Origin of the sequence: Roseovarius aquimarinus (genome assembly GCF_043661195.1) — a bacterium.
Classification (GTDB): domain Bacteria; phylum Pseudomonadota; class Alphaproteobacteria; order Rhodobacterales; family Rhodobacteraceae; genus Roseovarius; species Roseovarius aquimarinus.
On the sequence record NZ_JBIHMM010000002.1, the window covers coordinates 341,968 to 364,459 of the forward strand.

Here is a 22,492-nt window from a genome sequence, read left to right on the forward strand (position 1 = left end):
CATGATCGGCCCCGCCGCGAAGTGGATCGACGCCACGCTCTTCGAGCTTGCGCGGCAGATGCGCTGGTCCTACCTGCCGCCGCTCATGGTCTATCTCGCCTATGGCATCTCGACCATCACGGGCATCGTCGGCACGTTTTTCGTCAAGGAATATCTCGGCCTCTCGGCGGCCTTTCTCGCCGGTCTGGCCTTTTGGGCGGGATTGCCCTGGGCGCTGAAGATGCCGCTCGGGCATCTGGTGGACATCATCTGGAAATGGAAGGGCGCGCTGGTCTGGCTCGGGGCGGGCCTCGTCGCGGGCAGCCTCGGCGTCATGTATCAGCTCGTCGCCGCGCCCGGTACGATGGCCGCGCTCATGCCGATCGAGGCGTGGTATGTGGGCGCGATGCTTCTCATGCCTTGCGGTCTGGTGCTTCAGGACGCGGTGGCCGACGGCATGTCCGTCGAGGCGGTGCCGGTCGTCGATGCGCAGGGCGCGCCGCTCGACGAGGAGACGTCACGCGCGCTCCATACCACGATGCAGACGCTGGGCCGCATCGCGCTGATCGGCGGCACGCTCATCGTCTCGGCGATCAACATCACCGTCTTCGCGGGGGTCGAGGATCTGCCGCAAGAGATGAAGGCCGACATCTACGCGCGCATCTATGCCATCGCCATGATCGTGCCGGTCATCTCCGTCTCGGGGGTCATGCTGGCCGCGTGGCAGCGCCGCCGCGCCATCGTGCGCGCGACGCGGCTCGGGCATGACACGGCGCCGCTGATGGAGCGTCCCGGCCCGCCGACCGAGGTGAACCCGTGGTATTTCATCGGCGGCGGCGCCTTCGTCGCCCTGTCGCTGGGCGTGGGGCTCTTGAACGTGCCGTTCGCGCAGGAGATCGTCTTCGCCGGCTCGATGGGCATCGTTCTGGTGCTGATGCGCCAGCTCATGCGCGCGCTCGATCCGGCGCAGGCGCGCATGCTGGTGGGCACGGCGCTGATCGTCTTCGTCTTTCGCGCGGTGCCCCTGCCCGGCCCCGGCGCGACATGGTTCGTGATCGACGGGCTGGGCTTCGATGCGCAGTTCCTGTCGGTCCTCGGCATGATCGCGGCCCTGCTGACACTGGCGGCGATGCTGGTGCTGCGCCCCTACATGGCGCGGCGCAGGCTGACGCGGGTCTATCTGGTGCTGACGATCATCGCGGGCGTTCTGGCCCTGCCCAATATCGCGCTCTACTACGGCATCCAGAACATCACCGCGCCGCTGACCTTCGGCATCGTCGATGCGCGGTTCATCGCGGTTCTCGACACGGCCGCCGAAAGCCCGCTCAGCCAGATCGCGCTGATCCCGATGCTGGCATGGATCGCGCGCAACGCCCCGGCCGAGCTCAAGGCCACGTTCTTCGCCGTCATGGCCTCCTTCACCAATCTCGCGCTTTCGGCCTCGTCGCTGGCCACGAAATATCTCAACGAGATCTTCACCGTGACCCGCGAAGTGACCGACCGCGAGACCGGCGCCGTCACCGTGCCCGCCGATTACAGCGAGCTCGGGATGCTCCTGATCGTGGCGGGCGTTCTGACCGTCGCGCTGCCGCTCGCCACGATCTGGCTGGTTCAGCGCTCGCGGCTGCGCACCAGCGACTAGGCCGGGCCCGCCGCCGCCCGCTCGAGCGCGGGATAGCGCGCGCCGAGCGTGAGGCCGCGCACGGCGAAGCTGACGAGAAGCCCCATCCAGAGGCCGTGATTGCCGAAAAGGGGCACCAGCGCGAGGAGCGACGCGCCGTAGATCAAAAGCGAGAGCGCCATCATGTTGCGCATGTCGCGCGTGCGCGTCGCGCCGATGAAGATGCCGTCAAGCATCCACGCGGCGGCCCCGAAGAGCGGCGCGGCGACCATGTAGGGCAGATAGCTGCGCGCGGCCTCGCGCACGGCTTCGTCGGTCGCCAGCAGGTCGATCGCTGCGCCTCCGCCCAGCGCGAAACACGCGGCCAGAAGCGCGCCCGCGCCCAGCCCCCATTGGCTTGTCAGGATCGAGGCGCGCCGCACCGCGCCGATGGCGCGCGCGCCCACGGCCTGCCCCACCAGCGCCTCGGCGGCGAAGGCGAAGCCGTCCATTATGTAGCTCGACACATGCAGGAACTGCACCAGCACCTGATTGGCCGCGAGCGTCACGTCGCCCAGATCGCTGCCCAGAAAGATGAAGGACAGCATCACGACCTCGAGCATGGCCGAGCGCAGCAGGATATCGGTATTGACCGACGCCATGCGCTTCAGCCGCCCGGCATCGAAGACGAGCGGCCAGTTGCGCCATGCGGGCACGCGGAACGCGTCGCGGCAGAGCACGAAAGCGGCGATCAGCCCGGCCCATTCGGCGACGAAACTGGCCCATGCCACGCCCTCGACACCCCAACCGAGGCCCAGCACGAACCAAAAATTCAGCGTGATGTTGAGGCCGTTCATCACGAGCTGGATCATCAGCACGGCGCCCGTGCGCTCCATCGCGATCAGCCAGCCGGTCATGCCGAAAAGCGCGATCATGGCGGGCGCGCTCCAGACGCGGATGCCCATGTAGTCCTGCGCCAGCCGCTCGACCTCGGCGCTGGCGGGCGCGATGGCGAAGGCGCCTTGAAAAAGCGGCACATGAAATAGCAGCACGAGCGCGCCGCCCGCCGCCCCGATCAAGAGCGCGCGGGTCAGCATCGCAGCGACCTCGGGCACGTCCCCGGCGCCGCGCGCCTGCGCGGTGAGGCCCGATGTGCCCATGCGCAAAAAGCCGAACATCCAGTAGATCGCGGTCAGGATCACCGCGCCGATCCCCACCGCCCCGATCGGCGCCGCCTCGCCGAGCTGGCCGATCACGCCGGTATCGACAAGCCCCAGAAGCGGCACTGTCGCGTTCGACAGCACGATGGGCCACGCGATGCGCAGCACCCGGCGATGGGTGAGGCGCACGGGCGCCGTCTCGAGTGGCTGGGTCGTACTCATGCCCCGTTATTGGCGGGCCGCACGGCAACCGCAAGGGCGCGCGCGGCGCGTGAACACATAAAAGTGACGTAGCGTTCGTGCCGCGTCACCCTCGCTGCGTGTTGCATCTTACGCTGCGTTCATTATGTCGCGGGCATCAATGAAATAGACGGGATACTCCCATGACCACTGAAACGATGACCATCCGAGAGATGTGCGACACCTACGAGGTGACGCCGCGCACCTTGCGCTTCTACGAGGCCAAGGAATTGCTGGCACCGATCCGGCAAGGGCAGAAACGCCTCTTCACCAAGCGCGACCGCGCCCGGCTCAAGCTGATCCTGCGCGGCAAGCGCTTCGGCTTCTCGCTCGAGCAGATCCGCCAGCTTCTCGATCTTTACGATGCCGGCGACCAGCAGCGCTCGCAATTGCAGCGCACGCAGGAACTCGCGGCCGAGCGGCTGAACGATATGGAGCGCCAGCGCGAGGAGCTCGACGAGGCGATCGAGGATCTGCGCAACCAGATGGACTGGTTCGCGCGCATGCTGGCCGAGCGCGACGCTGCTGCACAGGCGGCCGAATAAGTTGGGCGGCCTGATCCGCGCGTGACGCGGACGGGCGCCGCGGTCTATGCTCTGCATGGCGGCGCGGGCGATCCTGCCCCGCGCCCGCCAGCCCGACCCGGAGAGCCGCGATGCCCAAACGATTCCGCATGACCCGCCGCTTCAACGTGGCGATGACAGAAGACGGCTATCGCCGCCTGCGGCGCCTCGCGCAGGAAGCGGGGCTCGACGAGGGCGAGGCGCTGTCTTTCCTGTTCGAGAATTTCGACAGCGTGATCGACGAGGACACGTTCAGCCACCGCCTGCGGCTTTTCAATTCCGAACTCGACGCGCGCAAGAAGTAGGGCTACCCCTTCCAGTATATTCCCCCAAGCCCGCCGTCGCGGGCGCGGCGACGAAAGGACCGGAATGACCCTCAAACTTCATTGCATGGGCGAGTCGGGCAATGCCTACAAGGCGGCGCTTCCGCTCGCGCTCAGCGGCCTCGACTGGGAGCCGGTCTATGTCGATTTCTTCGGAGGCGAGACGCGCACCGAGGCATTCCGCAAGCTCAACCCGATGGGCGAAGTGCCCGTGCTGGTCGATGGCGACAAGGTCATCACCCAATCGGGCATCATCCAGATGCACATCACCGATCTGACCGGCAAATTCGGCGGCGAGACGGCGGCCGAGGCGCGCGACGTCCTGCGCTGGGTGCTGTGGGACAATCACAAGCTCAGCAGCCAAGCCGGGGCGACGCGCTTTTTGATGAACTTCCTGCCGGAGGAAAAGCGCAACCCGGACGTGATCGCGTTCAATCAGGGCAGACTCGCCGCCGCCTATGCGGTACTCGAGGCGCATCTGACCGAGCGGTCCTGGATCGTCGGAGACGCCCCGACCCATGCCGATTTCAGTTGCTGCGGCTATCTCTTCTACCCCGAGCCGTTCGGCTTCGTGCGCGGCGACTGGCCCGCCATCGACGCGTGGCTGGGCCGGATCGAAAGCCTGCCGGGATGGAAACATCCCTACGATCTGATGCCGGGCAGCCCCGCCGACCGCGCCTGATCCGGCCCGCCGGCAAGGCGCGCGGCCACCGCTCGCGCTTCCCGCGCGCCGAGCCGTGGATAGCGCAGCGCACGCGGCGCGTCGTCCAGAAGGTCCGGCGCGGCGCCGGGGCAATGCAGCATCGCGCCGCCTCCCGCGAAGACGATCTGCTCGACCGCGAAACCCAAGCTCACCATGACCGCCTCCGGCGCCGGCGGCGCGCGGTGAATGCCCGGCAGATCCGCGAGGCTCTCGGCACTCAGCAGCGCGAAGGGATCGCCCGTCCGGGCTTCGGCCTCGTCGCTTTCGATCAAGAAAAGCTGGTCCGGCGCAAGATGGATGAGGTCGCGATTGCCGAGCACGCCCGGCGCCACCTCGACCGGCCAGAGCGCTGGCGGGCATGGGCCGGTGCCGGGCCAGACCGGCTCGGAGAAAACCGTCTCGACCCGCTGCAATCCGGCGTCGAACGTCAGGATATCGTCGCCCGGCTCGATCTCGCCTACGGGTCTCCAGCCATCCGGCGTGGCCACGCGCACGGCACCGGCAAGCCCCGTCCGCCCCGGCCCCGGCGCGCCCGTCTCGGGTGCATCCGGCCCGGTCCCACTGCCCAGCCATCCGAACATCCGGTCCTTTCCGTCCCTGCGGCGCCGCGTCCTGCCTGCGCCAAGCGCAGCATGTTAAACAATCTTTCTGGCGATCCCTCGGCCATGCTGTGGCGCCTTCGGGGCGCGCCGGCCCAGCTTTGCACGAAAAGTGACGTCATGCGCGGGTTTTCCGCCGCCGCATGTCAGTGCAGGAAGTCATAGCCGAACCGCGCGATATCCTCGGCGCAGATCGTATCGACGATGGCGCGCGTCTCGGCATCGTATTGCGCCGCATAGCTGGGTGCCCGCTCCGAGCGGTTGAGATGCGGCAATTCGAGCCGAAAGCCGAGATGGTCCCAAAGGGGCTCGGCATCGTGTTCGAAATGCTCCAGCCGGATGAACACGGGCGTCGCCGCGCCTTCGACATAGCGCGCGTAGGGATGCGCGCGGATCGCGCCTTGCGTTGCCGGAAGGCGCAGGAACCCGGCGAAGTCAGTCGCTTTGGCAGCCTCGACGGCCGGATGATCGAAGCGCTGCATCCGCAGCCAGTGATAGTAGCTCACCATCCTGTCCCACGGGTTGCGCACCAGCGTGAAGACGAATGCACGCGCTATCCAATCGCCGGGCATCAGGCCTTCGATGTCGGCGATGCTCGAATGCTTCCAAAGCCGCCCCGCCGTCTCGAGCCCCTCGAGCCGCCCGCGCCGCCGCCGCGCCTTGGGCGTGTCCCCGATGAGCAGATCGTCCTTCATCGCCCGCCCCTCGAGCGCGGCGGCGAGCGAGGTACCGCCCGTCTTGGGGATGTGGACGAAGATGTAATTGCGGCCGGGCGAGACGATCATGCACGAAGACTAGACCGCGCGCGCGACCCGCGAAAGAGCCGCGCGCCTTGGCGGGCCAAGACATCACCGCCCAAACGCGACATCTCCACAAATCGCGTTGATTGTGAACCCTAGACGCCCGCCATGAGGACATCGACAGCTTTCGTGACCGTATCACCCTGGTCCGCGACCGTCCCCACGCGGCGAAGACCCGCCCGTCGAACGGCGGAAATCAGCCTCGTGGCAAGGATCAGGCGTTTGCCGTCGCACTGAAGTTCGGGGTTCAGATACCGGACCGCCGGGTAGTCGGCCAGAAGAGGGATCACGACCACGGCAGGATCAGGCGGTAGCAGTTCGCTCTCGACCGTGACCATGAGAACGCCGTTGTATTCCGCGACATCGAAGCGTCTCAACTCTTCCAAGACGATCCTCCTGGCGCCACGATGATGTCGGCCAGAGGGTGCCCGTTCCTCTCGTGCCACTCCGACTGGGCCGCGAACGCATCCGCGTTCTCGGCGAGCCATTTCTCACGTCGTGCGTCGGCGACGGCCTTGACAAGCGCTGCCTCGGCGACGGCGGAGACATTGATCCCAAGCTCCCTTGCGCAATCGAGCGCTTCAGCATTGAGGGTCAGGGATGTCTTGCGCCGGGTTTGAGATGACATTCAACCATACTCCGCATCAATACCTCTACTATATACCGCCCCCAATGTGATACAAGACCACGGCCGCCGAGCCATCAAGTCGACCGACAGAGTCTGCAAACACCGCGCAAGAAAAAAGGCGGCTCAAATGAGCCACCTTTTTCCCGATCATGACACTGATCCGAGGAAAGCGCGCCGTTAATGCTTGGCGGCGAAATCATCCACTTGGCGCTCGGCCTCGTCCTTGGCGACGCCGTAGCGTTCCTGAATCTTGCCGACCAGCTTCTCGCGCTCGCCTGCCGCTTCCTGAAGGTCGTCATCCGTCAGTTGGCCCCATTGCGCCTTGGCTTCGCCGGTCATCTGGTTCCAGTTGCCTTTGATGGTATCCCAATTCATGTCTGCACTCCTTTAAAGCCTTGAAACGATGCGCGGGGCTCGCCCGCGCCGGTTCTGTGGCCTCAACCCATCGCAGGCGTCTGGGTTCCGTTCGACAGGAGCGAATTCACACGAATTGTTCGCGCAGCAGCCGCTCTTCGAGACCGTGACCCGGATCGAAGAGGATGCGGTGGCCGATGCTCGGCTCGGAGCGGATCTCGACCCAGAGCACATTATCGACCGAGGTCGCGTCGGCCACGGCCATCACGGGCCGTTTCTCGGGCTCGCAGGTGTCGAAGCGCACGACGGCGCCCTTGGGCAAAAGCGCGCCGCGCCAGCGCCGGGGGCGGAAGGCCGCGACGGCGGTGAGCGCCAGCACATCCGCGCCGATGGGCAGGATCGGGCCATGCGCGCTGTAATTATACGCGGTCGAGCCTGCGGGCGTCGACACCAGCGCACCGTCGCAGACCAGCTCGGACAGGCGGACGAGACCATCGACCGAGATCCGAAGCTGCGCCGCCTGCGGGCCGCCCCGCAAAAGCGATACCTCGTTGATCGCCAGCGCATGGTGAAGCTTGCCATCGGCGGATTCGGCGCGCATCGAGAGCGGGTTGATTACCTCCTCGCAGGCCGCATCCAGCCGCTCGATCAGATCGTCCTCGCCGTATTCGTTCATCAGAAAGCCGACCGTGCCCCGGTTCATGCCGTAGACCGGCACGTCGAGCTCCTGCGTGCGGTGCAGTGTCGCAAGCATGAAGCCGTCGCCGCCCAGCGCGACGATCACATCGGCTTCCCCCTCGGGGGCGTCCCCATAGCGCGCGACCAGCTCGGCCAGGGCGGCCTGCGCGATGGGCGCGCGGCTGGAAAGAAAGGCGATTTTGCGCGTCATGCCGCCTGGCCCGTCATGCTGGATCATCCCCGAAATTCAGATCCCGCCAATGACACCACAGTTTGCGCCGCACCGCCAGCGCTGCCGCATCGCCAACGGAAATTGTCGCTTTGCCCGCTTACAATGAAGCGCGCTTTCCGCTACGCCATGCGGCAACATATTTCACTCCAAGGGAGACCACCCATGTCCGATGCCGGTTTCTTCACACAAGCCCTGTCCGACCGCGACCCCGAGCTCTATGCCTCGATCACGCAGGAGCTGGGCCGCCAGCGCAGCGAGATCGAGCTGATCGCCTCCGAGAACATCGTCTCCGCCGCCGTGATGGAGGCCCAGGGCTCGGTCATGACGAACAAATACGCCGAAGGCTATCCGGGGCGCCGCTACTATGGCGGCTGCCAGTTCGTCGATATCGCCGAGAACCTCGCGATCGAGCGCGCCTGCAAGCTCTTCGGCTGCGGTTTCGCCAATGTGCAGCCCAATTCGGGCAGCCAGGCCAACCAGGGCGTGTTCCAGGCGCTGCTTCAGCCGGGCGACACGATCCTCGGCATGAGCCTCGATGCGGGCGGGCACCTCACGCATGGCGCGGCGCCCAACCAGTCGGGCAAGTGGTTCAACGCGGTGCAATACGGCGTTCGCCGCGATACGCTCGATGTCGATTACGACCAGATGGAAGCGCTCGCGAAGGAGCACAAGCCCAAGATGATCATCGCGGGCGGCAGCGCCATCCCCCGCCATCTCGATTTCAAGCGCATCCGCGAGATCGCGGACATGGTCGGCGCCTGGGTGCTGGCCGACGTGGCCCATTTCGCGGGCCTGATCGCGGCGGGGCAATATCCCTCGCCCTTCCCGCACGCGCATGTCGCCACGACCACCACGCACAAGACGCTGCGCGGCCCGCGCGGCGGCATGATCCTGACCGATGACGAGGCGCTGGCCAAGAAGTTCAACTCGGCCATCTTCCCCGGCATCCAGGGCGGCCCGCTGATGCATGTGATCGCCGGCAAGGCCGTGGCCTTCGGTGAGGCGCTGGATCCGTCCTTCAAGGACTACATCGCGCAGGTCATCAAGAACGCGCAGGCTCTGGCCGATCAACTGATGAAAGGTGGGCTCGATATCGTCACCGGCGGCACCGACACGCATGTGATGCTCGTCGATCTGCGGCCCAAGAAGGTGACCGGCAACATCACAGACGCCGCGCTCGGCCGCGCGCATATCACCTGCAACAAGAACGGTGTGCCGTTCGATCCCGAAAAGCCGACCGTCACGAGCGGCATCCGCCTCGGCAGCCCCGCGGGCACGACGCGCGGCTTCAAGGAGGCCGAGTTCCGCCAGATCGGCGACTGGATCGTCGAGGTCGTGGACGGTCTGGCCGCCAACGGCGCCGATGGCAACGAGGCGGTCGAGGCGAAGGTGCGCGGCGAGGTTGAGGAAATGTGCGCGCGCTTCCCGCTTTATCCCAACCTCTGAGCCTCAGGCTTGGACAAATGCGGCGCCGCGGGCAATCGCGGCGCCGCATCGCGTTTCAGACGATCCCGCGCCAGCGCAGAAACGCGACAAGCAGCGCGCCGAAGAGGAGCAGATTGCCCACCACGGCGCCGGCGATGCGCAGCGCCCGGTCCTTGCGCCGCTCCTTCACGTCGATCTTGTCGAGCGGGGCATTGAGCGCCGCGAAGGCCGCCGCGGCATCCTCGGCCCGGACGAGCCGCCGAAGGCGCGGATGCGCCATCATCGCCTCGAGCTCGACCACCCGCTTGCCGCCCGCCCGCGCGGGCTTGGGCAGCGCCCGGCCCGCGCGCCCGATCTGCCGCGCCAGCGTGGCGCCGCGCGCGCCGAGACGGTTGCGCAGCTTCTCGGAGGCCGCGTCGAGATCGCTCTGAAATGCCTTGGGATCCACCATCGCGGGCCTCCTTTCCAGTGGCCGAGCCTACAGGCCGCGCCCGCAAGGCTCAATGGGGGCTGGAAGGGCGCGAGGCCCCGCGCTATCACGGCGCCCATGTTGAACATGATCGAGCACGGCGCCGCCACGGACGCCCCCACCCTTCTCATCGCGCATGGCCTCTACGGCTCGGCGCGCAACTGGGGCGTGATCGCCAAACGCCTGGGCGAGGCGCGCCGCGTCGTCGCGGTGGACATGCGCAATCACGGGGAAAGCCCGTGGTTCGACACGCACGGCTATCCCGACATGGCTGGCGACTTGGCCGAGGTGATCGAGGCGATCGGCGGGCCGGTCGACCTTCTGGGCCATTCCATGGGCGGCAAGGCGGCGATGACGCTGGCCCTGACCCGGCCCGATCTGGTGAGGCGTCTGATAATCGCCGATATCGCGCCGGTCACCTACACGCATAGCCAGCTGCCCTATATCGAGGCGATGAAGTCCGTGGACCTATCGGGCGTCGAGCGCCGCAGCGACGCCGCGCCCCTCCTCGAGGCGGCGGTGGACAACCCCGCGCTGGTCCCGTTCTTCCTGCAATCGCTGGACGTGGCTCAGCGCCGCTGGCGCTTGAACCTGGACGTCCTCGCCGCCGAGATGCCGAAGATCATGAGCTTTCCCGAGGTATCGGGAGAGTTCGCCGGCCCCGCGCTGTTTTTGTCCGGCGAGACCTCGGACTACGTGCGGGCGGAGCACCGCGAGGTGATCAAGCCGCTCTTCCCCAGTGCCCGCTTCATGACGCTGAAGGGTGCAGGGCATTGGCTCCATGCGGAGGAGCCGAGGGCGTTTGTGGATGTCGTGGGTGGGTGGTTGGCGCGGGCTTAAGTATTACCATACTTGCCTACCTTTTTACGCATCAACGAAATTGTGGTTTTCCATTGCTTAAGCTTCACCTCGATAAGATGATCGAGAAAGCGCACTGAAGTGTTCTCATCATGTTGCCGCCTAAGAATCTTTTCAAGGCTAATCGCATTTCCTGAGTTCAGATCATTCATGAATTGGAAGTAAGCTTTCACACCGTCCGCGCCTACAATTGCATGAAAATGGCCCGTATTTATGAGTGGATCTACCATGCGGTAATTGAAATCGAAGAAGTTGAAAATGAAGTCAGTTTCATTTTGCTGACCAGAGACAAACAAGCTCTTCTTCCGCAGAAGATCTGCCTCTACTCCAGCCAATAATTCCGAGTTTATCTCAAGCTCAACTCTGAATAGTCTTTTTGCATTAGCTCTTTGCGAAAGGCTTATGATGTAGTGAAAGAAGAACTGAATAATTGCGCCTGCAACAACGCCAACGAATACCCAGAACGCGCTTTCAACCATCACTTTTGATCCAACTTTTCCACGTTCCAAGCTCGCTTGAGGTCAAACCTCAGCCCTTCAAAACCCCCTCGAACTCCCGCCATTCCCCCTTGCTCATGCCGGAAGTCTCCTGCGTCACCTCTTCCCCCTTCAGCATCCGCCGCACGCAGTCCAGAGCGGTCGCCGAGAGCTGCGCGCCGCCCATGCGGTAATCCTCGAAGGCGCGGTAGGCGAAGGGCACCCAGTCGGCGACGATCTTGCAGATTTCCTCGGCATAGACGCGGATCTCGTATTGCGCGTGGCTGTCGGCGCGCAGGCGCAGGAAGTGCAGGAGGTTGTGCAGGTCCACCTTCCAATACCATTGCGTATAGATATTGGCGGGCAGGTTCATACGCGCCAGCTCGCGGGCAAGGCCCTGCTGGCCCTCGGTCGAGATCATTTCCTCGTAATGATCGTAAGCGCGCATCGCGTCGTCCTGCAGGAATTTCAAGACGCGCTGCGCCTCCTCGCCCTCCAGCACCTCGCCCCGGCCCTGATTGTTGACCACCGATTGCGCGTTGAGCGCATCGGGCGCGGGGATATAGAATTCGCGGTCGAGGATCGAATAGCGGGCCGAGTATTCGTTGACGTTGGCGGTGCGGTGGCGGATCCACTGGCGCGCGACGAAGACGGGCAGCTTCACATGCAGCTTGATCTCGCACATCTCGAAAGGGGTCGAGTGCCAGTGCCGCATGAGATAGCGGATCAGCCCCTCGTCGTTCTGCACCGATTTCGTGCCCTTGCCGTAGCTGACCCGTGCGGCCTGCGTGATCGCGGCGTCGTCGCCCATATAGTCGATGACCCGCACGAAGCCGTGATCGAGCACCGGATAGGCGGTATAGAGATGCGCCTCCATCCCCTCGGCGGTGGCGCGCAGCGTCGTCGCGGTCTGGGCGCGCTGCGCGTCGATTTCGGCGGTCTGCTCGGGCGTGAGGGGCATGGGCATGGTCCTTGGCGCAAAAGTGCATGAATCGGTCTGCCCATATCTAGCCGCATGCCCCCCGAAAAGGCCAGCGGGCTGGACGGGCCGCCGTTTCCGCCTAAGCTGTTCCCGAGCAATAAGGAGGAGAGCCACATGGCGACGCGATATCTGCACACGATGGTCCGGGTGAAGGACCTCGAGACATCCATGGCGTTCTACGAGCTTCTGGGCCTGCGCGAGACCAAGCGGATCGACAACGAGGGCGGGCGTTTCTCGCTCATCTTCATGGCGCCCGAGGGCCAGGAGGAGTGCCCGGTCGAGCTGACCTATAATTGGGACGGCGACGACAAGCTGCCCGACGACAGCCGCCATTTCGGGCATCTGGCGTACCGGGTCGACAATATCTACGACATGTGCGCGCATCTGCAGAAGAACGGCGTGACGATCAACCGCCCGCCGCGCGACGGCTACATGGCCTTCGTGCGCAGCCCCGACAACATCTCGGTCGAGCTGTTGCAGGCCGGCGACGCGCTGGAGCCGGCCGAGCCTTGGGCCAGCATGGAGAATGTCGGGCATTGGTGAGGCTCGCGGCACTGGCGCTCGGCGCGCTGATCTGGGCCGCGCCCGCCGCGGCCCAGGGGCAATGCCGTCTGGCGCTGGTGCTCGCGCTCGACGTGTCGGCCTCGGTCGATGCCGAGGAATACGATCTTCAGCGCCTCGGCCTCGCGGCGGCGCTCGATGCGCCCGATGTGCGCAGCGCGATCTTGCGCGGCCAGGGCGGCGCGGTGGCGCTCTCGGTCTTCGAATGGTCGGGGCGCTTCCAGCAGCAGATGCATCTCGACTGGAGCCTTCTGGCGAGCCATGACGATATCGACCGGGCGGTTCTGGCCCTCGGCAATATCAGCCGCAGCTACGAGGGCTTTCCGACCTCGGTCGGGCAGGCGCTGGGCTATGCCGCTTCGCTGCTCCGGCGCGGGCCGGATTGCGACCGGAAGGTCGTCGATATCTCGGGCGACGGCGTCAACAATTACGGTTATGGCCCCGCCGAAGCCTACCGCCATTTTCCCCTGCGCGACGTGCAGGTAAACGGGCTCGTCATCCTCGGCGACGATCCCGGAGTCGAGGCGTTCTACCGGCGCGAGGTGGTGCACGGGCCGGGCGCCTTCGTGGAGCTGTCGAACGGCTTCGAGGGGTTCCGCGCCGCCATGACGCGCAAGCTTTTCCGCGAGATCAACGACATGATGCTGGGCGCGCATGATCTGCCGCGCCCGTCGCCGCATGGGTAGGGCGGCGCTGGTCGCGCTCTGTTTCGGGCTTCTGGCCGCGCCCGCCGGGGCGGGCTGCCGCCTCGCGCTGGCGCTCGGGCTCGATGTGTCGGGCTCGGTCGATGATGCGGAATATCGCCTCCAACTCGACGGCGTCGCGGGCGCGCTGATGGCGCCCGAGGTGCAGGACGCGCTGTTCGGGGTTCCGGGCACGCATGTGATGCTGTCGGTCTATCAATGGGGCGCCGAGCGCCAGCAGACGGTGCTGCTCCGCTGGAGCCGGATCGAGACGCCCGCCGACGCGGCCGAGGCCGCCGAAGCGCTGCGCCGGGCCGATCTGCGCTTCGACGATCCCTTTACCGCGCTCGGGGCCGCTATGCGCTTCGGCGGCGCGCTTCTGGACGAGCGACGCGAATGCTGGCAACGCACGCTCGACATTTCGGGCGACGGGCCCTCGAATGCCGGCCCCCTGCCCGCGACCGTGCTGACCGATCCGGGCGCTGGCATCACGATCAACGCGCTCGTCGTCAATCCGGGCGGGCGCGACAACGTGACGAAGGATCTGACGCATACCCGCACACTGCTCGATCACTACCGCGCGCATGTTCTGCGCGGCCCCGGCGCCTTCGTCGAAACGGCCCGTGATTTCAGCGATTTCGAGGCCGCGATGACGCGCAAGCTCATGCGCGAGATACGGCCCGCGGCCCTGTCGCTCGGCCCGGCGCCTCAGTAGATATAGCGGATCTGGTCGGCCCAGTAGCGCTCGACCCGGCGCAGCGAGGCCGCGATCTGGTCGATCCCGTCGACGCCCAAAACGCCGCTCGCCTGCAACCCCACGGCATGGCGTCCGAAGAGGTCGGTCACGATATCGCGGATATCCCGGCCCTTCTGTGTCAGGCGCACCCGTACCGAGCGGCGGTCGATCTCGCAGCGCTGATGGTGCATGTACTCCATCTCGACCAGCTTCTTGAGATTGTAGCTGACATTGCTGCCCTGATAGTAGCCGCGCGATTTCAGCTCGCCCGCCGTCACCTCGTGATCGCCGATGTTGAACAGCAAGAGCGCCTGCACCGCGTTGATGTCGAGAATGCCGACGCGCTCGAATTCGTCCTTGATGACGTCGAGAAGCAGCCGGTGGAGCCGCTCGACCAGCGACAGGGCGTCGAGATACCCGGACATGAAGCCCTTTTCATGGGCGCTCGGCCCCAGGGATGTGTGCATGCTCATTTCTTTCTCCGTGCGAAATCTGCTCGGAGGGAAATTGAGGCAAATTGCCGAACATCCGGTTAAACCGCGCCCATGAAACGCTTTCATGGATAAAATGCGAGGTATTTCGCGGAAAAGGCCGGCTCAGAGTTCGCCGGGCGCGGACGCGATATCCTCGATCAGCGCGCCATAGCGGGCGGGCGGCGCGACTTGCCCGCTGACCCACTGGTAAAGATCCTGATCGTTCTCCTCGAGAAGCGCGTCATAGACGTCGAGTTCGGCATCGCTCAGCGTATCGAGCCGCGCCTTGACGTAGCGCATGAGCAAGATGTCCATCTCGCGGATGCCGCGCCGCATCGACCGCATGGTCAGGCGGCGCAGCCGGATCTCGCGCGTCTCGGTCATGGAAGTCGCCGGATCAGCCATCGGCGTCCTTCAAAAGCCCCTTCAGCTCTTCCTCGACGCGCGCCAGACGCTCGGCGCTCAGCGCCATCTGCGCCGAGATCGCGTTGATCTCGTCCAGAAGCTGATGCGCGCCGCGCACATAGCTTGTGGCATCGCCCGGCTCGCCCGGACCGTCGCCCTCGCCGGTCAGAAGCCACAGGAGCGAGACATTGAGCAGTCCGGCCAGCATCGACAGACGCATGGCGCGCGGGCCGCGCAGGTCGTTCTCCCAATCCTCGAGCGTCTTCTTCTTGACACCCAGCCGCTTGGCCAGCTGCGCCTGCGTCATGTTCGCCATCTCTCGGGCACCGGCCAGACGATCCCCGAATGTCGTCGCGTCGGGGTCGAACCATTTTTCGGCGGTGTCGTCTTGCATCTGAGGGATCTCCCGAAAGGTTTGTCATGGCGCTTGAACGGCCTTGCGTTGCAACCTAGAACAGCGACGCCGAAGTTTCAAATCCGGAGACCGACATGATCACCCTGTCCGCGACATTGTCGCGCGTGAAGCCCTCGCCCACCATCGCCGTCAGCACCAAGGCGCGCGAGCTCAAGGAAGCGGGGCGCGACGTGATCGGCCTCGGCGCCGGGGAGCCGGATTTCGACACGCCCGAAAACATTCGCGAGGCCGCCAAGCGCGCCATCGACGAGGGCAAAACGCGCTACACCGCGCCCGACGGCATCCCCGAGCTGAAAAAGGCGATCTGCGCCAAGTTCAAGCGCGACAATGGGCTGGACTACACCCCCGCCCAGGTCAGCGTCGGCACGGGTGGCAAGCAGATCCTCTACAACGCCCTCATGGCCACGCTCAATCCCGGCGACGAGGTCGTCATCCCCGCGCCCTACTGGGTCAGCTATCCCGACATGGTGCTTCTGGCGGGCGGCAAGCCGGTCTTCGTCGAGGCGGGCATGGACACCGCCTACAAGATCACCGCGGATCAGCTCGAGGCGGCGATCACGCCCAAGACCAAGTGGTTCATCTTCAACTCGCCCTCCAACCCCACCGGCGCGGGCTATACCTGGGACGAGCTGAAGGCGCTGACGGACGTTCTGCTGCGCCATCCGCATGTCCTCGTCATGACCGACGACATGTATGAGCACCTCGTCTTCGGCGACTATGAATTCTGCACCCCCGCCGAGGTCGAGCCGAAGCTCTATGACCGCACGCTCACCTGCAACGGCGTCTCCAAGGCCTATGCGATGACCGGCTGGCGCATCGGCTATGCCGCCGGTCCCGAGCAGATCATCAAGGCGATGGGCAAGATCCAGAGCCAGAGCACGTCGAACCCCTGCTCGATCAGCCAATGGGCCGCGGTCGAGGCGCTGAACGGCACGCAGGACTTCATTCCGAAGCATAACGAAATCTTCCAGCGCCGCCGCGATCTCGTGGTCTCGATGCTGAACGATGCGGAGGGCATCGAATGCCCCATGCCCGAGGGCGCCTTCTACGTCTACCCGTCCATCGCCGGCTGCATCGGCAAGACCGCGCCCAGCGGCACGAAGATCACCGATGACGAAGTCTTCGCGACCGAGCTTCTCGAGGCCAAGGGCGTCGCCGTGGTGTTCGGCGCGGCCTTCGGACTATCGCCGAACTTCCGCGTCAGCTACGCTACCTCCGACGAGGCCCTCAAGGAAGCCTGCACGCGCATTCAGGATTTCTGCAAGAGCCTGACCTGACCCGGAGGAGGCGCCCATATGGCCGGAGAGCTGCCGGACTACTATTTCAGGGTGCGCGAGAACGGCGCTTTCGTCTACCGGGTGGATACCGAGAACCGGCAGCGCCGCATCGACCTCGATCAGATCGCGACGGTCAATATCCGCAAGGGCGAGATCAAGCCGCATGGCGAGCGTGAACTGACCGAGGAAGATACCGCCGTCATCTCTGAATGGATGGCCGAGCGGCTCGAGCTGCTGGAATACCGCGATATCGACGACATCCACCGCGCGGTGGACTATCTCAACACCACCGCGCATTGGGTGCAGTCCAAGGCCACGGACGCGCAGCTCGAGGCGGTGACGGATGCGCTTCTTCTGGCCATGCACGATCTGCGGACCGTCCTGGTGCGCAAGAAGGCGGACCGGCTCATCGGCGGGAAGTAGGCGCGTCAGACCTGCCAGCGCTCGAGCCAGCGCCAGAAGCGCAGACCCAGGAGGCAGGACGCCGCGACGAGGCCCACGGCCAGCCCGATCCAGACGCCCACGCCGCCGAAGCCCAGCGTGAAGCCCAGAAAATAGCTGCAGGGAATCCCGATCAGCCAATAGCTGATGCCCGCGAGGATCATCGGCACCCGCGTGTCGCGCACCGCGCGCAGGAGCCCGAGCGCCATCACCTGCCCCGCATCCGCGATCTGAAAGAAGGCCGCCGCCGCGAGAAGGCCGATGCCGATGGCGATCACCGCCGCCCTGTCGGGCTCGTCCGGGCCGAGGAAGATCGACATGAGCGGCTCGGGCGTGATCACGAAGACCGCCGCCGTCGCCACCGCGAATCCCGCCGAGAGCGCCGCCGCGACGAGCGCACCCGCGCGCAGGCCCACGGGATCGCGCAGGCCGTAGGATTGCCCCGCGCGCACCGTCGCGGCGTTCGACAGGCCCATATGCACCATGAAAGTGATCGAGGTGAGTTGGATCGCGATCCCGTGGGCGGCGAGCGGCAGCGTTCCGAGCCAGCCCATCATGACGGAGGAGGCGGCGAAAAGGCCTGTCTCGGCGAGGTTCGTGATCCCGATGGGCCAGCCGAGCCGCACCACATCGCGCAGCGCTTCCCAGTCGGGACGCCAGACCCGGCTGAAGATCGCATGCTCGGGCGTCGCGCGCGCGACATAGACGCACAGCGCCAGCAGTGTCGCCGTGGTGGTGATGAGCGACGCGATGGCCGCCCCCTCGACCCCCAGCTCCGGCGCGCCGAGATTGCCGAAGATCAGCACCCAGTTAACGCCCGCATTGAGAACGACGCCCCCCACCGTGACCCAAAGCACGACCTGCGTGCGCTCGAGCGCGGCGAGATAGGACTTGAGCACCATCACGATCAGCGCGGGGATGATGACCCAGCCCGCGATGCGCAGGTAATCCGCCGCCAGCGCCGCCGTGCCCGGATCCTGATCCAGCAAGAGGAAAAGCGTCTCGGAGCCGATCATCAGCGGCAGCACCAGCGCCGCGTAGATCAGCGAGGCCCAGACCCCCATCCGCGTGACGCGCCGCACCTGCGCCTCGTCGCCCTCGGCGACGGCGGTCGCGACCATCGGCATCACTGCGAAGGCGAAGCCCGACCCCATGATGAAGAAGATGAACAGGAACGTGCCCGCCAGCACCTCGGCCGCCAGCGCCTCGACGCTGTACCAGCCGAGCATGATCGCATCGGTCAGGTGGATGGCCATCTGCGCGAGGTGGCTGCCGATCAGCGGAAGACCCAGCACCAGAAGCGAGCGCGCATCACGGCGAAAGGAGGGAACGGCGGGCGGCATTGGGCAGAGGTCTCGGATCGGGGGCGCGGATCAGCCCCCGAAGGCGATGGACCGCCGTGCCCGGTAATGCAAGCTCAGTGCGTCCACGCACCCTTGCGGTTGGTCGCGAAATTCTCGCCATAGCCGCCGGGGCGGATATTGGGCTTGCGCGCGTTCGGATCCTGCACGACGACGTCGATCCCGTGCTCCTCGGCGTATTCGAGCGCCGCTTCCTTGGTCGGGAAGGTCAGCCGCACCTGCGCCTGCGTGTCGCTCGACGAGGTCCAGCCCATCAGCGGATCGACCTCGCGCGCCGTATCCGCGACATGCTCCAGCACCCATTTGCGGGTCTTGGCGGTGCCCGACGACATGGCGGTGCGGGCGGGGCGATAGATACGGGCGGGCATCGGCATCTCCTTGGCGGAACGGGGACGTGCTGAGGATCAATTGCACCATGCGGGCGGGGGATGTCAATTGCGTGACGCCGCGCTGCGTCTGCTCTATCCTCGCCGGACCAAGGCGAAAGGCGATGCGGCCCCCGATGGCGATCAAGATCGAAATGTTGCGCTGCTTTTCGGCGGTGGCCGATCACGGCAGCCTGACCGGCGCCGCCGAGGCGCTGGGCCGCACGCCCTCGGCGGTCTCGATGATGCTGCGCCAGTTCGAGGACCATGTGGGCGCGCCCCTGTTCGAGAGCGCGCGCAAGTCGCGCCTCACGCCGCTCGGCGCGCAGATCCGCGCCGAGGCCGCGCGCGAGCTGGCCCATTACGCGCGTACGATCGAGGCCATCGAGGCGCTGGCGCTGGCCAAGGCCGGGAATGTGCGGCTCTCCTGCACGCCCTCGGTCGCGGGGTCGGTCATGCCGCCGATCCTGCGCGATTTCATCGCCGCCCGGCCCGGCATGCGCATCGACATGCGCGACACCGACAGCGGCACGGTGCAGCGCGATCTTCTGGAGGGGCGCGCCGATATCGGCCTCGCGACCCTGCCGCCCTTGCCGGGTTTCCGCCGCGAGTTGCTTTTTTCCGATGCGTTTGGCGTGGTCTGCCCCGCCGGCCATCCGCTGACCGAACGATGGGATGAGCTCGGCTGGGCCGACCTCGCAGGCTACGAGTTCATCGCCAACGGGCTTTGCACGCAGATCCCCGATGCCGATTTTCAGCCCATCCTCGCCGCCTCGCGCCTCATGCTGCGCAATACGGCCTCGCTTCTCAGCATGGTGCGCGCCGGCGCGGGCGTGACGATCCTGCCCCGCCGCGCCGTGCCGCCCGAGCCTTCGGACCTCGCGTTCCTGCCGCTCATCGGCAGCGATGCGCGGCGCGAGGTGTGGATGGTCATGCCGCCCGAGACGGACGTCACCCCCGCCGCCGAGGCGCTTGCCGCGGCGATCCGCGCGGCGGTGATCGAACGCGGCGGCGACGGCGCCTGAACTTCAGAAAACCTGAAGCCAGCTTCACTACTTTGCGATTGCCCTGAATCGGCACTGCTTCGACAGTGCCGGGCAGCGCTTTCGAGCGTCTACCTTCGCATGCAATCAGAGGATTTCCGCCATGACCGACATTCGCAAGAACTACATCGCGGGCGAATGGGTCACCGGCCCGGGCCAGATCGAGAACATCAATCCTTCGGACCTCTCGGACGTGATCGGCACCTACGCCCAGGCCAGCGCCGAGCAGCTCGACCAGGCGCTCGACGCCGCGAAGACCGCGCAGGCCGAGTGGGCCGCCTACGGGCTCGAGCGCAAGCAGGCCGTGCTGAACGCCATCGGCACCGAGATGATGGCCCGCGCCGAGGAACTGGGCACGCTGCTGAGCCGCGAGGAAGGCAAGCCCTTCGCGGAAGGCAAGGGCGAGGTCTACCGCGCCGGGCAATTCTTCACCTATTACGCCGCCGAGATCCTGCGGCAACTGGGCGAGACCGCCGACAGCGTCCGCGCGGGCGTCGAGATCGACGTGCGCCGCGAGCCCGTGGGCACCGTGGCCATCATCAGCCCATGGAACTTCCCGACCGCCACCGCAAGCTGGAAGATCGCGCCCGCGCTCGCCTATGGCAACGCCGTGATCTGGAAGCCCGCCAACGTCACGCCCGCCTCCGCCCACGCGCTGACCGAGATCATCTCGCGGCAGGACATCCCCAAGGGCCTGTTCAACCTCGTCATGGGCGCGGGCCGCGACGTGGGCCAGCGCCTTGTCGAGAGCCCCAAGATCGACGCCATCTCCTTCACCGGCTCGGTCCCCGTGGGCCGCGGCATCGCCGCCGCGGCGGTCCAGAACTTCACCCGCGTGCAGATGGAAATGGGTTCGAAAAACGCGCTTCTGGTCTGCGACGACGCCGATATCGACCTTGCCGTGACGCTCGCGCTCGGCGGCGCCTTCGGCGGCACCGGCCAGAAATGCACCGCCTCCTCGCGCCTCGTGGTCATGGACGCCGTCCACGACGCCTTCGTCGAGAAACTGATCAAGGGCGCGAAGGCGATGAAGGTCGGCCCCGCATTGGCGGCCGGCACGCAGATCGGCCCCGTCGTCTCCGAAGAGCAACTGAACGAGAACCTCGCCTGGGTCGAAAAAGGCCGCGCGATGGGCGCCACCCTCGCCTGCGGCGGTGAGCGCCTGACGCTCGAGACCGAGGGCTATTTCATGTCGCCGGGCATCTTCACCGGCACCACGAACGATATGCAGATCAACCGCGAGGAAATGTTCGCGCCGCTGGCCTGCGTCATCAAGGTCGCCAGCTATGAGGAGGGCCTCGATGTCGTCAACGACACGAATTTCGGCCTCACCTCCGGCATCGTCACCCGCTCGCTCGCCCGCGCCACGCATTTCCGCCGCAACGCGCGTACCGGCGTCGTCACGGTCAACCTGCCCACGGCGGGCACCGACTACCACGTCCCCTTCGGCGGGCGCGGCGACAGCTCCTATGGCCCGCGCGAGCAGGGCCAGACCGCACGCGAGTTCTACACCGTCGTCAAGACCGCCTATATCTCGAGCGGCACCCCGGCATGACCCGCCCCGGCTTCATCTTGGTAGAAATACTCATACCCGGCCTCGCTACGGGAGACGCGGCATGAGCGATTTCGCCCCCCGCATCGACTGTCTGCAATACGCCAACTGGTCCGAGAAGATCTTCCGCGAGATGCGCGCGGGCGGTCTCGACGCGGTGCATGTCACCATCGCCTATCACGAGAATTTCCGCGAGACGGTGCTGAACATCGAGCGCTGGAACCGCTGGTTCGAGCAGTATCCGGACCTCATCATGAAGGGCCGCTGGGCGCGCGATGTGGGGGCGGCGCGCGAGACGGGGCGCACGGCCATCTTCTTCGGGTTCCAGAACCCGAGCCCCATCGAGGACGATATCGGACTGGTCGAGGTGCTGCACGATCTCGGCGCGCGCTTCATGCAGCTGAGCTACAACAACCAGTCCTTGTTGGCGACGGGCTGCTACGAGGCCGAGGATCCCGGCATCACCCGCATGGGGCGGCAGGTCATCAAGGAGATGAACCGCGTCGGGATGGTCGTGGACATGAGCCATTCGGCCGACCGCTCGACCATCGAGGCCGCCGATCTGAGCGCACGGCCCATCGCCATCACCCATGCGAACCTGCATTCCTGGCAGCCCGCCTTGCGCAACAAGCGCGATGACGTCATTCGCGCCGTCACGCAGAACGGCGGCATGATGGGCTTCTCGGCCTATCCGCATCACCTCAAGGGCAAGTCGGACTGCACGCTGCAGGACTTCTGCGAGATGATCGCCCGCGCCGCCGAGACCTTCGGGGCCGAGCATTTCGGCATCGGCACGGATCTGTGCCAGGACCAGCCCGACAGCGTCGTCGAATGGATGCGCGTGGGCCGCTGGACCAAGGAGATCGACTACGGCGAGGGCAGCGCGGCCGCGCCCGGCTTTCCGCCGCAGCCGGACTGGTTCAAGGACAACACGGATTTTCCGAATTTCGAGACCGGCCTCAGGCAGATCGGCTTCGACGAGAACGAGATACGCGGCCTCATGGGCGGCAATTGGTTGCGTTTCTTTGAAGAAAACTTCATCCCCCGCGGCTTCACCGCCGAATCCGCGGGCAATTGAGAATTGCCGGGATCATCCGGCACCACGGACCCA

The 22,492-nt window shown here is 65.9% G+C and carries 29 protein-coding genes; 14 read left to right on the forward strand and 15 right to left on the reverse strand.

Translation table 11 applies throughout. The features are described 5' to 3' along the window. Position 1 precedes the first annotated feature (1 nt). Positions 2–1,621, forward strand: a complete 1,620-nt coding sequence (locus ACGRVM_RS09105) for an MFS transporter (RefSeq protein WP_377170651.1) — start codon at positions 2–4, stop codon at positions 1,619–1,621. Here ACGRVM_RS09105 and ACGRVM_RS09110 read toward each other — a convergent pair. Next, complete coding sequence (locus ACGRVM_RS09110) at positions 1,618–2,961, reverse strand: MATE family efflux transporter (protein WP_377170649.1); 1,344 nt, start codon at positions 2,959–2,961, stop codon at positions 1,618–1,620. The two genes, ACGRVM_RS09105 and ACGRVM_RS09110, sit on opposite strands and share 4 nt — an antisense overlap. A 161-nt stretch (positions 2,962–3,122) precedes the next feature. Here ACGRVM_RS09110 and ACGRVM_RS09115 point away from each other — a divergent pair, with 161 nt between their 5' ends. The 3 genes from ACGRVM_RS09115 (at position 3,123) to ACGRVM_RS09125 (ending at position 4,547) form a co-directional block, all read left to right on the forward strand. Further along, positions 3,123–3,524 carry a MerR family transcriptional regulator gene (locus tag ACGRVM_RS09115; protein WP_377170647.1) on the forward strand — a complete coding sequence of 134 codons (402 nt, stop codon included), beginning with the start codon at positions 3,123–3,125 and terminating at the stop codon, positions 3,522–3,524. A 110-nt stretch (positions 3,525–3,634) separates the two neighbouring features. Further along, a complete protein-coding gene (locus ACGRVM_RS09120) occupies positions 3,635–3,847 on the forward strand; it encodes a hypothetical protein (RefSeq protein ID WP_377170645.1) in 213 nt (70 codons plus the stop codon). A 64-nt stretch (positions 3,848–3,911) separates the two neighbouring features. Continuing rightward, positions 3,912–4,547, forward strand: a complete 636-nt coding sequence (locus tag ACGRVM_RS09125) for a glutathione S-transferase family protein (RefSeq protein ID WP_377170643.1) — start codon at positions 3,912–3,914, stop codon at positions 4,545–4,547. On the opposite strand, the gene ACGRVM_RS09130 is transcribed toward ACGRVM_RS09125, so the two are convergent. The 6 genes from ACGRVM_RS09130 to ACGRVM_RS09155 all read right to left on the reverse strand — a co-directional run bounded on the left by ACGRVM_RS09130 (position 4,508) and on the right by ACGRVM_RS09155 (position 7,838). Next, the gene (locus ACGRVM_RS09130; RefSeq protein ID WP_377170641.1) at positions 4,508–5,149 is read right to left on the reverse strand and encodes a Hint domain-containing protein; all 642 of its coding nucleotides are present in this window, start codon (positions 5,147–5,149) and stop codon (positions 4,508–4,510) included. The genes ACGRVM_RS09125 and ACGRVM_RS09130 overlap by 40 nt on opposite strands. A gap of 164 nt (positions 5,150–5,313) precedes the next feature. Next, the gene (locus ACGRVM_RS09135; RefSeq protein WP_377170639.1) at positions 5,314–5,952 is read right to left on the reverse strand and encodes a sulfotransferase family 2 domain-containing protein; all 639 of its coding nucleotides are present in this window, start codon (positions 5,950–5,952) and stop codon (positions 5,314–5,316) included. A gap of 110 nt (positions 5,953–6,062) precedes the next feature. Continuing rightward, positions 6,063–6,353 carry a CcdB family protein gene (locus ACGRVM_RS09140; RefSeq protein ID WP_377170637.1) on the reverse strand — a complete coding sequence of 97 codons (291 nt, stop codon included), beginning with the start codon at positions 6,351–6,353 and terminating at the stop codon, positions 6,063–6,065. Then, positions 6,341–6,595: a type II toxin-antitoxin system CcdA family antitoxin gene (locus ACGRVM_RS09145; protein ID WP_377170635.1), complete on the reverse strand. Its 255-nt coding sequence runs from the start codon at positions 6,593–6,595 to the stop codon at positions 6,341–6,343. The genes ACGRVM_RS09140 and ACGRVM_RS09145 overlap by 13 nt, the downstream gene beginning before the upstream one ends. 177 nt (positions 6,596–6,772) lie before the next feature. Next, positions 6,773–6,970, reverse strand: a complete 198-nt coding sequence (locus ACGRVM_RS09150) for a CsbD family protein (protein WP_377170633.1) — start codon at positions 6,968–6,970, stop codon at positions 6,773–6,775. A gap of 106 nt (positions 6,971–7,076) precedes the next feature. Beyond that, positions 7,077–7,838: an NAD kinase gene (locus ACGRVM_RS09155; protein ID WP_377170631.1), complete on the reverse strand. Its 762-nt coding sequence runs from the start codon at positions 7,836–7,838 to the stop codon at positions 7,077–7,079. 183 nt (positions 7,839–8,021) lie between these two features. Here ACGRVM_RS09155 and glyA point away from each other — a divergent pair, with 183 nt between their 5' ends. Beyond that, the gene (glyA, locus tag ACGRVM_RS09160; RefSeq protein ID WP_377170629.1) at positions 8,022–9,305 is read left to right on the forward strand and encodes a serine hydroxymethyltransferase; all 1,284 of its coding nucleotides are present in this window, start codon (positions 8,022–8,024) and stop codon (positions 9,303–9,305) included. A gap of 55 nt (positions 9,306–9,360) precedes the next feature. Here the strand turns inward: glyA and ACGRVM_RS09165 are convergent, their stop codons facing one another. Continuing rightward, a complete protein-coding gene (locus ACGRVM_RS09165) occupies positions 9,361–9,735 on the reverse strand; it encodes a hypothetical protein (RefSeq protein ID WP_377170627.1) in 375 nt (124 codons plus the stop codon). Positions 9,736–9,831: 96 nt separating this feature from the next. Between ACGRVM_RS09165 and ACGRVM_RS09170 the strand changes: the two genes are divergently transcribed. Further along, positions 9,832–10,593, forward strand: a complete 762-nt coding sequence (locus ACGRVM_RS09170; RefSeq protein ID WP_377170625.1) for an alpha/beta fold hydrolase — start codon at positions 9,832–9,834, stop codon at positions 10,591–10,593. On the opposite strand, the gene ACGRVM_RS09175 is transcribed toward ACGRVM_RS09170, so the two are convergent. Beyond that, positions 10,590–11,093 carry a hypothetical protein gene (locus ACGRVM_RS09175; RefSeq protein WP_377170623.1) on the reverse strand — a complete coding sequence of 168 codons (504 nt, stop codon included), beginning with the start codon at positions 11,091–11,093 and terminating at the stop codon, positions 10,590–10,592. The two genes, ACGRVM_RS09170 and ACGRVM_RS09175, sit on opposite strands and share 4 nt — an antisense overlap. A gap of 46 nt (positions 11,094–11,139) precedes the next feature. Then, the gene (thyX, locus tag ACGRVM_RS09180) at positions 11,140–12,048 is read right to left on the reverse strand and encodes an FAD-dependent thymidylate synthase (protein ID WP_377170621.1); all 909 of its coding nucleotides are present in this window, start codon (positions 12,046–12,048) and stop codon (positions 11,140–11,142) included. 135 nt (positions 12,049–12,183) lie between these two features. Here thyX and ACGRVM_RS09185 point away from each other — a divergent pair, with 135 nt between their 5' ends. The 3 genes from ACGRVM_RS09185 to ACGRVM_RS09195 are packed head-to-tail and all read left to right on the forward strand — an operon-like array spanning position 12,184 to position 14,028. Next, complete coding sequence (locus ACGRVM_RS09185) at positions 12,184–12,612, forward strand: VOC family protein (RefSeq protein WP_377170619.1); 429 nt, start codon at positions 12,184–12,186, stop codon at positions 12,610–12,612. Further along, positions 12,609–13,316: a DUF1194 domain-containing protein gene (locus ACGRVM_RS09190; RefSeq protein WP_377170617.1), complete on the forward strand. Its 708-nt coding sequence runs from the start codon at positions 12,609–12,611 to the stop codon at positions 13,314–13,316. The genes ACGRVM_RS09185 and ACGRVM_RS09190 overlap by 4 nt, the downstream gene beginning before the upstream one ends. Further along, positions 13,285–14,028: a DUF1194 domain-containing protein gene (locus tag ACGRVM_RS09195; RefSeq protein WP_377170614.1), complete on the forward strand. Its 744-nt coding sequence runs from the start codon at positions 13,285–13,287 to the stop codon at positions 14,026–14,028. Before ACGRVM_RS09190 ends, ACGRVM_RS09195 begins: the two co-directional genes overlap by 32 nt. On the opposite strand, the gene ACGRVM_RS09200 is transcribed toward ACGRVM_RS09195, so the two are convergent. The 3 genes from ACGRVM_RS09200 to ACGRVM_RS09210 form a co-directional block, all read right to left on the reverse strand. Further along, complete coding sequence (locus ACGRVM_RS09200) at positions 14,022–14,522, reverse strand: MarR family winged helix-turn-helix transcriptional regulator (protein WP_377170611.1); 501 nt, start codon at positions 14,520–14,522, stop codon at positions 14,022–14,024. The two genes, ACGRVM_RS09195 and ACGRVM_RS09200, sit on opposite strands and share 7 nt — an antisense overlap. A 123-nt stretch (positions 14,523–14,645) precedes the next feature. Then, entirely contained in the window at positions 14,646–14,906 is a 261-nt protein-coding gene (locus ACGRVM_RS09205; protein WP_377170609.1) for a succinate dehydrogenase assembly factor 2, read from the reverse strand. 13 nt (positions 14,907–14,919) lie between these two features. Continuing rightward, entirely contained in the window at positions 14,920–15,321 is a 402-nt protein-coding gene (locus ACGRVM_RS09210) for a helix-turn-helix domain-containing protein (protein ID WP_377170607.1), read from the reverse strand. Between the two features lie 95 nt (positions 15,322–15,416). Here ACGRVM_RS09210 and ACGRVM_RS09215 point away from each other — a divergent pair, with 95 nt between their 5' ends. Beyond that, complete coding sequence (locus tag ACGRVM_RS09215; protein ID WP_377170605.1) at positions 15,417–16,619, forward strand: pyridoxal phosphate-dependent aminotransferase; 1,203 nt, start codon at positions 15,417–15,419, stop codon at positions 16,617–16,619. 18 nt (positions 16,620–16,637) lie between these two features. Continuing rightward, the gene (locus ACGRVM_RS09220) at positions 16,638–17,042 is read left to right on the forward strand and encodes a hypothetical protein (protein ID WP_377170603.1); all 405 of its coding nucleotides are present in this window, start codon (positions 16,638–16,640) and stop codon (positions 17,040–17,042) included. A 5-nt stretch (positions 17,043–17,047) separates the two neighbouring features. On the opposite strand, the gene ACGRVM_RS09225 is transcribed toward ACGRVM_RS09220, so the two are convergent. After that, positions 17,048–18,403: an MATE family efflux transporter gene (locus ACGRVM_RS09225; protein ID WP_377170601.1), complete on the reverse strand. Its 1,356-nt coding sequence runs from the start codon at positions 18,401–18,403 to the stop codon at positions 17,048–17,050. A 74-nt stretch (positions 18,404–18,477) separates the two neighbouring features. Then, positions 18,478–18,789, reverse strand: a complete 312-nt coding sequence (locus ACGRVM_RS09230; RefSeq protein WP_377170599.1) for an ETC complex I subunit — start codon at positions 18,787–18,789, stop codon at positions 18,478–18,480. Between the two features lie 122 nt (positions 18,790–18,911). On the opposite strand from ACGRVM_RS09230, the gene ACGRVM_RS09235 reads away from it, so the two are divergent. From ACGRVM_RS09235 to ACGRVM_RS09245, 3 genes are all read left to right on the forward strand, one after another. Beyond that, complete coding sequence (locus tag ACGRVM_RS09235) at positions 18,912–19,811, forward strand: LysR family transcriptional regulator (protein WP_394624045.1); 900 nt, start codon at positions 18,912–18,914, stop codon at positions 19,809–19,811. Between the two features lie 121 nt (positions 19,812–19,932). Then, positions 19,933–21,384: an aldehyde dehydrogenase family protein gene (locus ACGRVM_RS09240; RefSeq protein WP_377170595.1), complete on the forward strand. Its 1,452-nt coding sequence runs from the start codon at positions 19,933–19,935 to the stop codon at positions 21,382–21,384. A gap of 61 nt (positions 21,385–21,445) precedes the next feature. After that, positions 21,446–22,459: a membrane dipeptidase gene (locus ACGRVM_RS09245; protein WP_377170593.1), complete on the forward strand. Its 1,014-nt coding sequence runs from the start codon at positions 21,446–21,448 to the stop codon at positions 22,457–22,459. The last annotated feature ends 33 nt before the right edge of the window (positions 22,460–22,492 follow it).

What these genes read in the sequence shown, in the direction of transcription:
- ACGRVM_RS09170 (WP_377170625.1), top strand. Translation starts at nt 9,832, where the DNA reads ATGTTGAACATGATCGAGCACGGCGCCGCCACGGACGCCCCCACCCTT.
- ACGRVM_RS09200 (WP_377170611.1), bottom strand. Translation starts at nt 14,522, where the DNA reads ATGAGCATGCACACATCCCTGGGGCCGAGCGCCCATGAAAAGGGCTTC.
- ACGRVM_RS09195 (WP_377170614.1), top strand. Translation starts at nt 13,285, where the DNA reads ATGATCTGCCGCGCCCGTCGCCGCATGGGTAGGGCGGCGCTGGTCGCG.
- ACGRVM_RS09150 (WP_377170633.1), bottom strand. Translation starts at nt 6,970, where the DNA reads ATGAATTGGGATACCATCAAAGGCAACTGGAACCAGATGACCGGCGAA.
- ACGRVM_RS09240 (WP_377170595.1), top strand. Translation starts at nt 19,933, where the DNA reads ATGACCGACATTCGCAAGAACTACATCGCGGGCGAATGGGTCACCGGC.
- ACGRVM_RS09225 (WP_377170601.1), bottom strand. Translation starts at nt 18,403, where the DNA reads ATGCCGCCCGCCGTTCCCTCCTTTCGCCGTGATGCGCGCTCGCTTCTG.
- ACGRVM_RS09130 (WP_377170641.1), bottom strand. Translation starts at nt 5,149, where the DNA reads ATGTTCGGATGGCTGGGCAGTGGGACCGGGCCGGATGCACCCGAGACG.
- ACGRVM_RS09120 (WP_377170645.1), top strand. Translation starts at nt 3,635, where the DNA reads ATGCCCAAACGATTCCGCATGACCCGCCGCTTCAACGTGGCGATGACA.
- ACGRVM_RS09210 (WP_377170607.1), bottom strand. Translation starts at nt 15,321, where the DNA reads ATGCAAGACGACACCGCCGAAAAATGGTTCGACCCCGACGCGACGACA.
- ACGRVM_RS09235 (WP_394624045.1), top strand. Translation starts at nt 18,912, where the DNA reads ATGCGGCCCCCGATGGCGATCAAGATCGAAATGTTGCGCTGCTTTTCG.
- glyA (WP_377170629.1), top strand. Translation starts at nt 8,022, where the DNA reads ATGTCCGATGCCGGTTTCTTCACACAAGCCCTGTCCGACCGCGACCCC.
- ACGRVM_RS09110 (WP_377170649.1), bottom strand. Translation starts at nt 2,961, where the DNA reads ATGAGTACGACCCAGCCACTCGAGACGGCGCCCGTGCGCCTCACCCAT.
- ACGRVM_RS09185 (WP_377170619.1), top strand. Translation starts at nt 12,184, where the DNA reads ATGGCGACGCGATATCTGCACACGATGGTCCGGGTGAAGGACCTCGAG.
- ACGRVM_RS09125 (WP_377170643.1), top strand. Translation starts at nt 3,912, where the DNA reads ATGACCCTCAAACTTCATTGCATGGGCGAGTCGGGCAATGCCTACAAG.
- ACGRVM_RS09155 (WP_377170631.1), bottom strand. Translation starts at nt 7,838, where the DNA reads ATGACGCGCAAAATCGCCTTTCTTTCCAGCCGCGCGCCCATCGCGCAG.
- ACGRVM_RS09220 (WP_377170603.1), top strand. Translation starts at nt 16,638, where the DNA reads ATGGCCGGAGAGCTGCCGGACTACTATTTCAGGGTGCGCGAGAACGGC.
- ACGRVM_RS09230 (WP_377170599.1), bottom strand. Translation starts at nt 18,789, where the DNA reads ATGCCCGCCCGTATCTATCGCCCCGCCCGCACCGCCATGTCGTCGGGC.
- ACGRVM_RS09135 (WP_377170639.1), bottom strand. Translation starts at nt 5,952, where the DNA reads ATGATCGTCTCGCCCGGCCGCAATTACATCTTCGTCCACATCCCCAAG.
- ACGRVM_RS09115 (WP_377170647.1), top strand. Translation starts at nt 3,123, where the DNA reads ATGACCACTGAAACGATGACCATCCGAGAGATGTGCGACACCTACGAG.
- ACGRVM_RS09245 (WP_377170593.1), top strand. Translation starts at nt 21,446, where the DNA reads ATGAGCGATTTCGCCCCCCGCATCGACTGTCTGCAATACGCCAACTGG.
- ACGRVM_RS09105 (WP_377170651.1), top strand. Translation starts at nt 2, where the DNA reads ATGATCGGCCCCGCCGCGAAGTGGATCGACGCCACGCTCTTCGAGCTT.
- ACGRVM_RS09215 (WP_377170605.1), top strand. Translation starts at nt 15,417, where the DNA reads ATGATCACCCTGTCCGCGACATTGTCGCGCGTGAAGCCCTCGCCCACC.
- ACGRVM_RS09145 (WP_377170635.1), bottom strand. Translation starts at nt 6,595, where the DNA reads ATGTCATCTCAAACCCGGCGCAAGACATCCCTGACCCTCAATGCTGAA.
- ACGRVM_RS09165 (WP_377170627.1), bottom strand. Translation starts at nt 9,735, where the DNA reads ATGGTGGATCCCAAGGCATTTCAGAGCGATCTCGACGCGGCCTCCGAG.
- thyX (WP_377170621.1), bottom strand. Translation starts at nt 12,048, where the DNA reads ATGCCCCTCACGCCCGAGCAGACCGCCGAAATCGACGCGCAGCGCGCC.
- ACGRVM_RS09205 (WP_377170609.1), bottom strand. Translation starts at nt 14,906, where the DNA reads ATGACCGAGACGCGCGAGATCCGGCTGCGCCGCCTGACCATGCGGTCG.